The sequence below is a fragment of the Neisseria sp. 20925_1_37 genome (assembly GCF_041433255.1).
Classification (GTDB): domain Bacteria; phylum Pseudomonadota; class Gammaproteobacteria; order Burkholderiales; family Neisseriaceae; genus Neisseria; species Neisseria flavescens_D.
Genome location: NZ_JAPWBC010000004.1, coordinates 75,575 through 89,074, shown reverse-complemented (window position 1 = coordinate 89,074; position 13,500 = coordinate 75,575). Strand labels below are relative to the sequence as shown.

Sequence of the window (13,500 nt, the reverse complement as noted above, 5' to 3'; positions counted from 1 at the left end):
ACACTTAACCATGTGGCGTTATATCTTTCATCGTTTGCTCCTTTTGATTCCCACGCTGTTGGGGATTTTGGCGATTACTTTCGCCGTGATTCAGTTTGTTCCCGGCGGCCCGGTGGAGCAGATGGTTCAGCAGCTGACGCAGGGCGCGGTTGGCGGCGAGACGGCGGGACACAGTATGCCCGGAACTTTGGCCAAAAACGGCAACCGCATCAGTGCGGAAGATTTGGCCGCGCTGAATGCTTTATACGGTTTCGACAAGCCGCCTTTGACGCGTTTTGCCGATATGGTATGGAAATTCGCCCGTTTCGATTTGGGCGAGAGCTTTTTCCATCACCAAACTGTGTTTGAATTGGTGAAAGAAAAAATGCCGGTATCGATGAGTTTGGGTTTGTGGACGTTTTTCCTGACTTATTTGATATGTATTCCGTTGGGTATTGCCAAGGCGGTCAGGGATGGCAGCCGTTTCGATACGATTACGGGTATGATCATTTTGGTCGGCTATACCGTACCGCCGTTTGTCTTGGGTTTGGTGTTGCTGGTGTTGTTTGGCGGCGGTAGCTTTTTTGCCTGGTTTCCACAGGGCGGTTTGGTCGGTGATGATTTCGATACGCTCTCTTGGGCAGGTAAAGTCAAAGATTATTTGTGGCATATGGCCTTGCCGATTACCGCTTCGGTGGCAGGCAACTTGGCGGTGATGACCGTATTGACGAAAAACGTGTTCCTTGAAGAAATCCGCCGTCAATATGTTTATACCGCACGAGCCAAGGGCTTGCCTGAGAAACAGATTTTGTGGAAACATATTTTCCGCAACGCCATGATTCCTTTGATTACCGGTTTCCCGGCCGCATTTATCGGCGCATTCTTTACTGGAAGCCTGTTGATTGAAACGCTGTTCTCGCTGGACGGATTGGGTTTGCTGTCTTACGAGGCAGTAATGAAACGTGATTATCCTGTCGTAATGGGTACGCTGTATGTGTTCACGCTGATGGGGTTGTTGGCTAAACTGGTATCGGATATTTCTTATTCGTGGGTCGATCCGCGCATTCACTTTGGCGGACAGAAATAAGGCCGTCTGAAAATATCTTCAATCCATTATTAAAGAATGTTTCGAACCATGAAAAAGAAAAAATCTACTTCAAACCCTACTTGGCAAGCCTTTAAGCAGCATAAGCGCGGTTGGTTGGCTTTGCGGATTTTGGCCGTTTTGTTTGTCGTCACTTTGCTTGCGCCTTTGTGGAGCAACGATAAACCTTTGTGGATACGCTATCAAGGGGAGTATTTCTTCCCCTTGGTAAACGAATACAACGAAACCACATTTGGCGGCGATTTCGATACGCCTGCGGATTATCTGGATCCGCTTATCCGCCACAACATTACTTCAGACGGCAATTTTGCCCTTTACCTGCCCAATCCTTACGATGCCGATACCTTGAACGATTTTGATACGGCACCCGATCCGGCCAAACCGTCCGAACGGCATATCTTGGGAACGGACGACCGCGGTCGTGACCTGTTGGCGCGTTTGGTTTACGGTTTCCGTGATTCGCTGCTGTTTGCCTTGGTGTTGACCGTGGTAACTACCGTAATCGGCGTGGTTGCAGGCGCAGTGCAGGGTTATTTCGGCGGCAAAACCGACCTTCTGATGCAGCGTTTTATCGAGGTTTGGGGTGGTATGCCGGAGCTGTACCTCTTGATTATCCTGTCTTCGTTCTTTAATCCGGGACTGTTGATTTTGCTGGTGTTGCTGTCGCTTTTCGGCTGGATGGGCTTGTCCGACTATGTCCGCGCCGAGTTTTTGAAAAACCGCCAGACCGATTACGTTTTGGCGGCGCGCGCGATGGGCGTGGGCAACCGTGAAATCATGTGGCGCCATATCCTGCCCAACAGCTTGACGCCGGTATTGGCCTTTTTGCCTTTCCGTATTTCAGGTGCCGTACTTGCCCTGACCAGTTTGGACTTCTTGGGCTTGGGTGTACCTGCCTCACAGGCAAGTTTGGGCGAGTTGCTGGCGCAAGGCAAAGACAACTTGGACGCGTGGTGGATCGGCCTGTCTGCCGTCGCTACGCTGACGATGATGCTGCTTTTGCTGGTGATGATCGGCGAAGGTTTACGTCAGGCATTTGACGTACGCGCACGCAGTTAATTGCTTTTCTAAAGCGTGAAGAGGGTGGGCTGAAAAGCTTATCCTGCATTCTCAGGGCCGTCTGAAAAGTTTCAGACGGCCTCATCCATTCGTTTGAATCATTAAAAACCATGAATCAAGAAATCACATTTCTTACTCTTTTTCTGCTCGGCTTTTTTGGCGGAACGCATTGCGTCGGTATGTGCGGCGGATTGAGCAGCGCATTTGCTTTGCAGCTGCCGCCACATTTAAACCGAATCGGGCTGATTGTATTGTTGAACTTGGGGCGCATCAGCAGCTATGTCGTCATCGGCCTTCTGGTCGGCTTGGTCGGGCAGGTCGGCATTTCCTTGGACGATACGCGTGCGGTTCAAAACGGTTTGTATATTGCCGCCAATGTCTTGCTGCTTTTGCTCGGTCTGTATCTTGCCGGTATTTCGACTGCCGCAACCAAAATCGAAGGCATCGGCAAACCGATATGGAAACGCCTGAATCCTTTACTGAACAAATTGCTGCCGATTAAATCAGTGTCTGCCTGTTTCGGCGTGGGCGTGCTTTGGGGCTGGCTGCCGTGCGGTTTGGTGTACAGCGCGTCTTTGTATGCTTTGGGCAGTGGTAATGCCTTGCATGGCGGACTGTATATGCTGGCGTTTGCGTTGGGAACCTTGCCGAACCTGCTCGCGATGGGCATATTTGCAGCGCAGTTGAAAACCTTTTTGCAAAAACGCATGGTTCGTTTGTGCGCCGGATTGTTGGTGGCAGGATGGGCGATATGGCGCTTGGCCGTCTTTGCGATGGGGCAAATCGGGTAGGGAAAAAGGTTTAATTTAGTTTGTTTTTATTGTCATGAAACAGGCCGTCTGAAAGATTTTCAGACGGCCTGTTTCACAAGAAAGATTTAATGTATCAAATTCCAAGTCATTTTGGCGGCAATCAGCAGCAACATAATACCGAAGGCGATTTTGAGTTTTCGGGCGGGCAGCTTGTGCGCCGTTTTAACGCCGAGCGGGGCAAAGAGGATGGTGGCAACGCTCAAAATGGCTACGGCCGGAAGATAGATAAAGCCTGCCGCACCTTCAGGCAGGTTGGCAATAGGCAAACCGTTGGCAAAATAGCCGATGGTGCCGGCAACTGCAATCGGCCACGCCAGGCCTGAAGATGTGCCGATGGCGCGGTGCGCCGGAAAGTTGCAATACAGTAGGAATGGAACGGATAGCGAACCGCCGCCGATACCGACCCAGCTTGAAGCTGCACCAAAAATCGTGCCCGCGGCTGTCAGGCCGGGGCGGGCGGGCAGGGTGCGTGAAGGCGTGGGTTTGGAATCGCGTAGGGTTTTGAGTGCGATAAGGGTAAGAAATGCAATAAAGAAAACCTGCAAAGCCAGCGTCGGCATATATTTTGCCGTTACTGCGCCGAGGAGGACGCCGAATATCATGCCCGGCGTCATCCGGCGGACGGTTGCCCAATCGATGGCGTGTTTTTTATGCTGGGCATACATGCTGGAGAAGGTGGTAAACACCATGACGGCAAAGGAAGTGCCGATGGCGATATGCTGGGCATAGGGGTGGTTGCCTACGCCTTGCAGTTGCAATGCCCATAAGACAACGGGGACAACCAGCGTGCCGCCGCCTACGCCAAACAGTCCGGCAATAAAGCCCGCCGCGCTGCCGACGGCGAGCAGGGCAAGGATGATGTCCCAAGACCACATTTCAGACGGCCTTGTCGTGTTTGTGTGTTTTATGGCGTTTTTTAAACCAACGGATGACTGCCATCACATAACCGGACAAGCTGTAACCGAGGAAAAACAAGAAGAGGACGAGCGAAGGCTTCCAGTTGATGAGCAGCAATACCAACACGGCCAACACCATGCCCATAAACGGCACTTGGCGGCGGATGTTGATTTCTTTGAAGCTCCAAAACGGAATCTGCACAATCATGGAAATGCCGGCAAACAGGGTGATACCCAATGCCCACCAATGCACGTTGGGGAAGCGTTCGACGCTGTGGTTGACCCAAATCAGGCCGACAATCAACGCAGCGGCGGTCGGGCTGGGCACGCCGATAAACCAGCGTTTGTCGACTTTGCCGATAAGCGTGTTGAACAGTGCCAAACGCAGGGCGGCGCAGGCGCAGTAGATAAAGGCGACGGAATAACCGATTTTGCCAAACTGCCAAAGTTGCCATTTGTAGGCAATCAGGGCAGGCGCGACGCCGAAGCTGACCATATCGGCAAGGCTGTCGAGCTGTTCGCCGAATGCGCTTTGGCTGTTGGTCAGCCGCGCCACGCGTCCGTCCATGCCGTCGAGCAGCATGGAAAGGAAAACTGCAATCGCCGCTGTTTCATAACGTCCGTGCATGGACTGGGTGATGGCGAAAAACGCGCAAAACAGTGCGGCGATGGTAAAGGAATTGGGCAGCAGGTAAATGCTGTTTTTGCGGATGGAGTTACGCGGTGGAATCGGATTTTCTGTATTTTGTGAGTTGTCCATAATGTTTCCGTATATGCTGCGGGTGCAGATGAGGCATTATACCGCATTGGCAGGTTAAGGATTTTTAAAAGGCAGTCGTAGTTTCACTTCATCAGCATAAAGTTTCAGACGGCCTTTATTGCGTCAGTCAAACAACTCGCCCTGCGCCTGCTCTTTGGTCACGCGTACGTCGGTTTCGCCGTCGGCAAAAGTGATGTGCAGTTTTTGACCTTGTTTCAACGTATCGGCATTGCGGATGACTTGTCCGCGTGTGTTTTTGACGACCGAGAAGCCGCGTTCCAGAATATGTTGAGGCGAGACGGCTTCGAGCAATGCGGCTTGGGCGGTCAGGCTTTGGCGGCGGTGGGTGAGTAGCTGGCGGAAGGAATGCGACAGGGCCGTCTGAAAGCGGTCGATGTTGTGTTTGTAAACGGAAACATCAGGACGGCAATGTTTCAGGACTTGGGTTTGGCGTTCGAAACGGGCGGTGTGGGCGCGAAGGTTTTGCGTCATTGAGTAAGATAGCGTTTGCGCCAGTTTGCTGATTGAGGCACGCTGTTCGTCGAGTTTTTTGCGCGGATGACGGATTTGCCGCGCCAACCAGTCGAGTTTTTGGCTGGCATCGAAATAGCGTTGCTCCAAAACAGTTTTCAGACGGCCTTGCGTTTGGGCTAGACGATGTAGCGATTCTTGGCGGTTGGGGCTGACCAACTCTGCCGCTCCGGTTGGTGTCGGTGCGCGTACGTCGGCGACGAAATCGGCGAGTGTGAAATCGGTTTCGTGTCCCACGCCGCTGACAACGGGAATTGCGCAGGCTTCGATGGCGCGCACAACCGGCTCTTCATTAAACGCCCACAAGTCTTCAATGCTGCCGCCACCGCGACAGACAATCAATACGTCACACTCGGCGCGTTGCGAAGCGGTTTTAATCGCTTGGGCAATTTGCAACTCGCTGCCTGTGCCTTGAACGGGTGTCGGATAAACGATAACGGGGATTTCGGGCGCGCGGCGGTTTAAGGTGGTTACAACATCGCGCAAAGCTGCTGCCGCCAGGCTGGTGACGATGCCGATACATTGCGGACGGGCGGGTAACGGTTTCTTGCGTTCCGCCGCAAACGCGCCTTCAGCCTGCAGCTGCGCCTTCAATTGCTCATAGGCTTCGTAAAGCTGCCCCAAGCCTTTGAGCCGCACCTCATTCACGGTAATTTGAAATTCGCCCCGCGCTTCATAAATACTGATTTTTCCTGATACTTCGATATGGTCGCCTTCTTTCAAAGGCTTTGCCAAGCGCATGGCCGCACCCTTAAACATGGCGCAACGCACCTGCGCGCGGCTGTCTTTGAGCGAGAAGTAATAATGTCCGCTGGCGGCGCGGGTCAGGTTGGATACTTCACCGGCAATCCACAAACCTGCGAGATGGTCTTCCAGCAAGGCTTTGGCGATGGCGTTGAGTTCGGATACGGAAATGGAGGAGGGCGCGAAAAGTTCGGACATTACGAAACGGAAAAAATTTGGGAAAGCTGAATTATAAGGGTTTTTAGAGCGATTCGTTGTATTCGTTTTATGAAACTTGCGCCCTTTGTTTTAATATTATCAAAGGCGCATGTTCAGACGGCCTTGCCTTGGCAGGCTTGTGTTATATTATCGTTTGATTTTCGCTTCAAAAGCCGTGCGTATGCCCAAACTCCACCAAATTATCGAACGCCATTGGCAATCCCCCAATCCGTTTTTGTCTTCGCTGTTAAAACCATTGTCCAAGCTGTTTGCCAAAATTGCGGCGAAACGGCGCGATGATTTTGTTTCAGGCCGTCTGAAAAGCGAAAAATTGCCTGTGCCTGTGGTGGTGGTCGGTAATATCCATGCGGGCGGAACAGGGAAAACGCCGATAGTCGCCGCGCTGGTGTCGGGTTTGCGGGAAAAGGGCGTTAAGGTCGGCATCATCAGCCGAGGTTACGGGCGCAAGAGTAAGGCGGTTCATGTATTGAATACAGCCAGCAGCGCGGCAGATGCAGGTGATGAGCCTTTATTGCTGTTTCGCCAAACCGGCGCGCCGACGGCAGTAGGCAGCAGCCGTGCAGAAGCAGGCAGGGCATTGCTTGCGGCGCATCCAGAGCTTGAATTGATTGTGGCCGACGACGGCTTGCAACATTATGCCTTGCAACGCGATATGGAAATTGCCGTATTCCCAGCGGCAGATACAGGACGCACCAATTTGGATTTACTGCCCAACGGCAGCTTGCGCGAACCTTTGTCGCGATTGGCTTCCGTTGATGCGGTTGTCGTCAGCGGGGGGCAAGCAGATACGGCATTCAGGCCGTCTGAAAATATGTTTGCCAGCCATATTGAAACAGGGCGGATTTACCGTTTGAACAGGCCGTCTGAAAAATTGGATTTGGCGGGTTTGGGAAATCAAACTGTCGCCGCTGTTGCCGGTATCGCTAAGCCGGAGCGTTTTTTCAATGCGTTGCAAAGCATGAATATTGCTTTAAAACAAACCATTGCCTTGCCTGATCATGCAGATATTACGGCCGCGGATTTGCCGGACACAGATGTGGTGATTATCACGGAAAAGGATGCGGTCAAATTTTCAGACGGCCACGGTTTGAATCATGTGTGGGTCTTGCCTGTTTATGCGATAATTGAGCCGGACTTGGCGGCGTTTGTATCCGCGAATGTTTCAATCTAAATGCTTATAGATGTTTCACAGATGTTTTAAAGATGATCTTCAAACTACGCGATAGGAGTAAATCATGAAGTTAAAATATTTGTTGGTCGCTTGCGCAGCTTTATTTGTATCCACTCAAAGCTTAGCTGCTAAACCAAGTGATGAATCTGCAATGAAATGGTTGGAAATTCAAGGGATAAGCAGTAATTATAGCGAGAAAGTACAACGTTCTTTAGAGATGGTGAATAAAGAGGACAATGAACGCTTGTTAACGATGACGCCCAAAGCTCAAAAAGCGCAGATGGAGGCGGTCATCAGCCGTTATATGAAAAACATGCAAGACGATTTGAGCCGCCCTGAGTTGAAAAAACAATGGTTGGATGAAGAAAAGCGTGCCGTACAGAAAGTATTTACACAAGAAGAAGTCGATGTAACCAACCGTTTTTTCTCTTCGGCTCAGGGGAAAAATATTTTGAAAAAGATAAGAAGTTTCCAACAGCATGGTGGAAATCTTGAGGATATGTTGAGCCAATCGGATATAGAAAAGATGGCCGAAGCATTTGGGCATGGTGCCGGCAAGTCTGCGCTCGAAAAAGTCAAGCATTTCGATAAGCTGAGCGATGAGATTATCCAAAAAAACATGAGTCAAAACTACCTCAATGCAAGCGATAAATATACGCCCGCTTTTGAGGCGCAAACACGCGATATTTTGTGTAAGGGTAATAAACATTCTTCGGAATGTGCCAAATAATTTTCCGACTATCTGAAAATATTTTTTTATTGAAAAGGAGAAAAAATGAAACTGAAAACCTTATTATTGCCCTTCGCCACGCTGGCCTTGTGTGCCAATGCGTTTGCCGCGCCGCCCAGTGATGCGTCGCTGGAGCGTTTGTTTGAAGTTCAGAAGATGGATGCACTGCTGAATCAGTCTCTCCAAAGCGATGGAGGTATTGTGCTCTCTGATCCGAAGATACAGGATTTTTTGAAAGATGTGCCAAAAGATAAGCGTCCACAGTTAGAAGAGGTCCTTAAAAAATATACAAATCAATTAATGAACGAAATTAATGCACTACAAGAGAATACCCAGGTACATAAAGCAGCTTTAGATGGTATAAAGGCGGTTTATACTCAGGAAGAAGTCAACGCATTGATTGACTTTTACGGCACTGCAGTGGGGCAATTATACTTACTAAAACGCCGCGCTATTTTGAGGCCACAATGAATCTAATATTGAGAATTATCACTGAAAAATACGAAAAATCAAGTAAAAACAAAAAGTTAGTCCGTAAAATCCGTCAGATCATGTGCAATGGCAAAAATCCTGACCAAGCTTGTACACAGCAAACGAAGAAAACGGCACGGAAAAAATAATGCCGCTTGAGGCCGTCTGAAAACGAGTGCAGCAAGTTTCGCCAAAACGAGCAAAGTGATTTTCGCTAAAACCACCAAACCAGAAAGTAACCCCATGGAAAAAAAATTCTTAGACATCCTTGTTTGTCCTGTTACCAAAGGCAAACTCGAATACCATCAAGACAAACAAGAATTGTGGAGCCGTCAGGCAAAGCTGGCTTATCCGATTCGTGACGGCATCCCTTATATGCTGGAAAACGAAGCACGAGCGTTGAGCGAAGAGGAACTGAAAGTATGACCGAATTTGTCGTATTGATTCCGGCGCGGTTGGATTCTTCACGTCTGCCGGGCAAGGCTTTGGCCGATATTCACGGTAAACCGATGGTTGTACGTGTTGCCGAACAAGCAGCGAAAAGTGAGGCTGCGCGTGTTGTCGTTGCCACCGACCATCCTGATATTCAGACGGCCTGTCAGGCGCACGGTGTCGAAGTGGTCATGACTTCCAATCAACACGAAAGCGGTACAACGCGCCTTGCCGAAGCGGCCAATACGCTGAAACTGCCGCAGCATCTGATTGTTGTGAACGTACAAGGCGACGAGCCTTTAATTGATCCCGAGCTCATCAACCGTACAGTTGAAGTTTTGGTTGAAAACAATGTGCAAATGGCGACCGCCGCCCACGAATTGCACGATTTTGACGAGTTTATGAATCCTAACGTCGTCAAAGTCATCCTCGATAAAAACCGCAACGCCATCTATTTCAGCCGCTCCCCGATTCCTTATCCGCGTGATGTGATGCGTGCCGAAAAACGCGAATTGCCTTCCGAAACAGCAGTTTTGCGCCACATCGGCATTTATGCCTATCGCGCAGGTTTCCTGCAACGCTATTCCGAAATGGAAGTTTCTCCTTTGGAAACCATCGAATCGCTGGAACAGTTGCGCGTCCTGTGGCACGGTTATCCGATTGCCGTTGAAATTGCCCAAGAAGCGCCAGCCGCCGGCGTGGATACGCAGGAAGATTTGGACAGGGTAAGGGTTGTGTTCGAGGCCGTCTGAAAGGAAAAAACATGAATGATTTACGCCATTTGAGCCGTGACGAACAAAAACTGCTTGCCGATGTCGCTTTGCTGGTCAAAGACGACGATCAAGAGTTCAACTACGAAATGTTGAAAGTGGCCGCGCCCGATGAGGCCAGCGGCGAATTTTGGTTTCGCATGGCAGAAATGCTCAGCACCCTGCCGCCCAACCAATCCTTAGATTTGCGCATGACCGGCGGACGGTTGGCGGTCGCTGTATCGATTTTATCGGTGTTGTTGCAGGAAAGCCCCGATATTCCCCAGCTTTGGGCACAAAAAGTGATTGCGCTCAACTATCTGGCACACGGCCATCAGACACGCGCCCTCGGTTTGGCGCAGCAGCCGGACAAAGCGGCAGAAGCCAACGAGGAAGAATATTTGGCAAAAGCCTTGTCCCAAAACCTACTTTCCACGTTGAAAGACGCGTTGGAACGCTTCCCCGAAGACAGCTGGTTTATCGAAATGCGCGATGATGCGTGGCAGCACTTTGGCGTAGAGCAGGCAGCCTGAAGTTTTGAACGATAAACGCAAGGCGTGTAGAATTAAACAAACATCAAATCCATAAACCAAGAAGGACTCATCATGAAAGTATTATTGTTGGGCGCACCTGGCGCAGGCAAAGGCACTCAGGCCCAATTCATTACCGCCGCATTCGGCATTCCTCAAATCTCTACCGGCGATATGCTCCGCGCTGCCATCAAAGCAGGCACCCCGCTGGGTTTGGAAGCAAAAAAAATCATTGATGAAGGCGGTTTGGTACGCGACGACATCATTATCGGCATGGTTAAAGAGCGTATTGCCCAAGACGACTGCAAAAACGGCTTCCTGTTTGACGGTTTCCCTCGCACATTGGCACAAGCCGAAGCTATGGTTGAAGCCGGTGTGGATTTGGATGCCGTAGTTGAAATTGATGTGCCTGACAGCGTGATTGTCGACCGTATGAGCGGACGCCGCGTGCATTTGGCTTCCGGCCGCACCTACCACGTTACCTACAATCCGCCTAAAGTCGAAGGCAAAGACGACGTAACCGGCGAAGATTTGATTCAACGCGACGACGACAAAGAAGAAACCGTGAAAAAACGCCTTGCCGTTTACCACGAGCAAACCGAAGTTTTGGTTGATTTCTACAGCAAACTGGAAGGTGAACTCGCGCCTAAATACATCAAAGTTGACGGCACTCAACCGGTAGAAGCCGTGAAAGCCGAAGTATTGAAAGGTTTGGGCAAATAAGTTTTGCCGAAGTAAAATCATGAGGCCGTCTGAAAAAATATTTTCAGACGGCCTTTTGTGTACAAAAGCTGTTAAAATCGAAGCTATAACCGTTTATCTGCAGGCATCTTATGAATCCCTTGATCTCCGATTTCCAAACTCAGCAACAACGTACTCCCGTTATCGTCGCCCTTGATTTTGCCAACGAAAAAGATACGCTCGGATTTGTCCGCAATCTTGACCCGACACTGTGTCAAATCAAAATCGGCAAAGAGCTGTTTACCGCAACCGGCCGTAATTTAGCGGAAAGCTTAATCAATCAAGGTTTCAAACTTTTCCTCGATTTGAAATACCACGATATTCCCCACACAGTCGCTCAGGCCTGTAAAGTTGCCGCCGATATGGGTGTGTGGATGGTCGATATGCACGCCTCCGGTGGCCGCCGTATGATGGAAGCTGCAGCAGAAGCCGTTGCCGGATATCAAACCAAGCCGCTCCTAATCGGCGTAACCGTGTTGACCAGTATGGAACAAAGCGACTTGGCAGAAATCGGTTTGAACATCGCCCCTGAGGAACAAGTCATCCGTTTGGCAAAACTGACGCAAAGTTCAGGTTTGGACGGCGTGGTATGTTCCGCTCAAGAAGCCGTGCCGCTGCGTCGCGAATTGGGACAGGATTTTGTCTTGGTAACACCGGGTATCCGCTTGGACGTTGCAGGCAATAATGACGACCAACGCCGCATTATGACACCGGCTGAAGCTCTGGCAGCAGGTTCAACCTATTTGGTAATGGGCCGTCCGGTAACCAAAGCTACCGATCCGGTAGCCGTATTGCGTGAAGTGAACCGCGTGGCAAACGCTTAAGGCCGTCTGAAGTATGAAGGCGATTGTGATTGGCGCGACAGGCGCAACAGGAAAATCCTTGTTGCCCTTGCTGACAGAACATTCGGAAATCGAGCGTATAGATTGCTTCGGACGCAGAAATCCCGATTTTTCCCATCCCAAGCTGTACGCTCATCAGATTGATTTTGCCCGGATTGATACATGGCGAAATGAAGTGCAGGGTGATGTATTGTTTGCCTGCTTGGGCACGACTTTGAAAGCGGCAGGCAGCAAAGAGGCGCAATGGGCTGTCGATTACGAAGCGAATCTTGAGTTCGCCAAAGCCGCAAGAGAAAACGGTGTGCATACCTTGGTTTTGGTTTCCGCGTCCGGCGCAAATGCCGCTTCGCGCCTGTTTTATCAAAGGATGAAAGGCGAATTGGAGCAAGCAATTATCGCTTTGAATTTTCCACGCCTTATTATTTTCCGCCCGCCCTTATTGATTCGTCCGAATAGCGATCGATTGGGTGAGAAAATAGCCGAACGGATTTTGCATGGATTCGACCGTATCGGCCTGATGAAAAGCCAACGTCCGCTTGCGGTCGAAAAATTGGCGCAAGCCATGCTAAAAGCGGCGTTGTTGTCATCTCATGAACAGGCATCGTACTCGAAAAACCATATGCAGGTATATGAGCCTCAAGATATTTTTAGGCTGTTAGATCAATAAACTGATAACAAGCCTTACACAGAGATTTTAATGGAGCCAGTATGGTAACCAAGTTCCAACAAGAAACCCTAAAATCACGTTTTGCACAAGCCAAAGTCTTGGTTGTCGGCGATGTGATGCTCGACCGCTATTGGTTTGGCGACGTGTCCCGTATTTCGCCCGAAGCGCCCGTGCCGGTGGCGAAAATCGGACGTATCGACCAACGCGCGGGTGGTGCGGCGAACGTTGCGCGCAATATCGCATCGCTGGGCGGTAAAGTAGGGCTGTTGTCCGTGACCGGCGATGACGAAGCTGCAGATGCGCTGGACGCATTGATGGTGCAAGACGGTGTTTCTTCCTATCTGATGCGCGACAAGCAAATTGCGACCACTGTCAAATTGCGCGTTGTTGCCCGCAACCAGCAGCTTATCCGACTTGACTTTGAAGAATTGCCTCATCGTGAGGTGTTGGAACAAATCAAACATCAATATCGAGAAGTGTTGCCCGAATACGATGCCATTATTTTTTCAGATTACGGCAAGGGCGGTTTGTCGCATATTTCCGATATGATTGATTGGGCGAAACAGGCCGGTAAACCCGTTTTAATCGACCCGAAAGGCGATGATTACGAGAAATATGCCGGCGCTACGCTGATTACGCCTAACCGTGCAGAATTGAAAGAAGTGGTGGGCAGCTGGAAAAACGAAAACGATTTGACCGAGAAAGCCCAAAATCTGCGCCGCCATCTCGACTTGACCGCTATTTTGCTGACCCGAAGCGAAGAGGGTATGACCCTGTTCAATGAGGGCGAGCCGATTTATCAGCCTACACGGGCCCAAGAAGTCTATGATGTATCCGGTGCGGGCGATACCGTTATTGCCGGAATGGGCTTGGGTTTGGCGGCAGGCTATACCATGCCTGAAGCGATGCACCTTGCTAATACGGCAGCGGGCGTTGTCGTGGCAAAACTTGGTACGGCGGTTTGCTCGTTTGCAGAGTTGAATAAGGCATTGGAAGAGCAATAATGATTGTTTCAGACGGCCTTAAAATTCTAAATGCCGTCTGAAAATAGAGTTGGAAAAT

The 13,500-nt window shown here is 50.2% G+C and carries 15 protein-coding genes and 1 pseudogene; 13 read left to right on the top strand and 3 right to left on the bottom strand.

Going from position 1 to position 13,500, the window contains the following annotated elements:
* Window positions 1-10: 10 nt before the first annotated feature.
* The 3 genes from O3661_RS04490 to O3661_RS04480 all read left to right on the top strand — a co-directional run bounded on the left by O3661_RS04490 (window position 11) and on the right by O3661_RS04480 (window position 2,934).
* Window positions 11-1,066 carry an ABC transporter permease subunit gene (locus O3661_RS04490; RefSeq protein ID WP_003746080.1) on the top strand — a complete coding sequence of 352 codons (1,056 nt, stop codon included), beginning with the start codon at window positions 11-13 and terminating at the stop codon, window positions 1,064-1,066.
* Window positions 1,067-1,102: 36 nt separating this feature from the next.
* Window positions 1,103-2,143: an ABC transporter permease gene (locus O3661_RS04485; RefSeq protein WP_371492438.1), complete on the top strand. Its 1,041-nt coding sequence runs from the start codon at window positions 1,103-1,105 to the stop codon at window positions 2,141-2,143.
* Between the two features lie 110 nt (window positions 2,144-2,253).
* A complete protein-coding gene (locus tag O3661_RS04480; protein WP_188211289.1) occupies window positions 2,254-2,934 on the top strand; it encodes a sulfite exporter TauE/SafE family protein in 681 nt (226 codons plus the stop codon).
* Between the two features lie 86 nt (window positions 2,935-3,020).
* Here O3661_RS04480 and O3661_RS04475 read toward each other — a convergent pair whose 3' ends face one another.
* From O3661_RS04475 to xseA, 3 genes are all read right to left on the bottom strand, one after another.
* Window positions 3,021-3,830 carry a sulfite exporter TauE/SafE family protein gene (locus O3661_RS04475; protein WP_314576749.1) on the bottom strand — a complete coding sequence of 270 codons (810 nt, stop codon included), beginning with the start codon at window positions 3,828-3,830 and terminating at the stop codon, window positions 3,021-3,023.
* A 1-nt stretch (window position 3,831) separates the two neighbouring features.
* A complete protein-coding gene (gene pssA, locus O3661_RS04470) occupies window positions 3,832-4,611 on the bottom strand; it encodes a CDP-diacylglycerol--serine O-phosphatidyltransferase (RefSeq protein ID WP_070461488.1) in 780 nt (259 codons plus the stop codon).
* A 123-nt stretch (window positions 4,612-4,734) separates the two neighbouring features.
* Complete coding sequence (gene xseA / locus O3661_RS04465) at window positions 4,735-6,084, bottom strand: exodeoxyribonuclease VII large subunit (protein WP_371492436.1); 1,350 nt, start codon at window positions 6,082-6,084, stop codon at window positions 4,735-4,737.
* A 181-nt stretch (window positions 6,085-6,265) separates the two neighbouring features.
* Here xseA and lpxK point away from each other — a divergent pair, with 181 nt between their 5' ends.
* The 10 genes and pseudogenes from lpxK (at window position 6,266) to rfaE1 (ending at window position 13,442) form a co-directional block, all read left to right on the top strand.
* Complete coding sequence (lpxK, locus tag O3661_RS04460) at window positions 6,266-7,276, top strand: tetraacyldisaccharide 4'-kinase (protein ID WP_371492524.1); 1,011 nt, start codon at window positions 6,266-6,268, stop codon at window positions 7,274-7,276.
* 64 nt (window positions 7,277-7,340) lie between these two features.
* Window positions 7,341-8,006: a hypothetical protein gene (locus tag O3661_RS04455; protein ID WP_371492435.1), complete on the top strand. Its 666-nt coding sequence runs from the start codon at window positions 7,341-7,343 to the stop codon at window positions 8,004-8,006.
* 45 nt (window positions 8,007-8,051) lie between these two features.
* Window positions 8,052-8,626, top strand: a pseudogene (locus O3661_RS04450) (DUF2059 domain-containing protein).
* Between the two features lie 94 nt (window positions 8,627-8,720).
* A complete protein-coding gene (locus tag O3661_RS04445) occupies window positions 8,721-8,903 on the top strand; it encodes a Trm112 family protein (RefSeq protein WP_371492433.1) in 183 nt (60 codons plus the stop codon).
* Window positions 8,900-9,661, top strand: coding sequence for a 3-deoxy-manno-octulosonate cytidylyltransferase (gene kdsB / locus O3661_RS04440; RefSeq protein ID WP_371492431.1), 762 nt, complete (start codon window positions 8,900-8,902; stop codon window positions 9,659-9,661). Before O3661_RS04445 ends, kdsB begins: the two co-directional genes overlap by 4 nt.
* Window positions 9,662-9,672: 11 nt before the next feature.
* Window positions 9,673-10,191 (top strand): 3-deoxy-manno-octulosonate cytidylyltransferase, encoded by a 519-nt coding sequence (locus tag O3661_RS04435; protein WP_371492430.1) that lies wholly within the window; start codon window positions 9,673-9,675, stop codon window positions 10,189-10,191.
* A 72-nt stretch (window positions 10,192-10,263) separates the two neighbouring features.
* Entirely contained in the window at window positions 10,264-10,911 is a 648-nt protein-coding gene (gene adk, locus O3661_RS04430) for an adenylate kinase (RefSeq protein WP_371492429.1), read from the top strand.
* A gap of 110 nt (window positions 10,912-11,021) precedes the next feature.
* Entirely contained in the window at window positions 11,022-11,753 is a 732-nt protein-coding gene (gene pyrF, locus O3661_RS04425; RefSeq protein WP_371492427.1) for an orotidine-5'-phosphate decarboxylase, read from the top strand.
* A 13-nt stretch (window positions 11,754-11,766) separates the two neighbouring features.
* Window positions 11,767-12,438 (top strand): NAD(P)H-binding protein, encoded by a 672-nt coding sequence (locus O3661_RS04420; RefSeq protein WP_371492426.1) that lies wholly within the window; start codon window positions 11,767-11,769, stop codon window positions 12,436-12,438.
* A 41-nt stretch (window positions 12,439-12,479) separates the two neighbouring features.
* Complete coding sequence (rfaE1, locus tag O3661_RS04415; protein WP_371492424.1) at window positions 12,480-13,442, top strand: D-glycero-beta-D-manno-heptose-7-phosphate kinase; 963 nt, start codon at window positions 12,480-12,482, stop codon at window positions 13,440-13,442.
* Window positions 13,443-13,500: the final 58 nt, after the last annotated feature.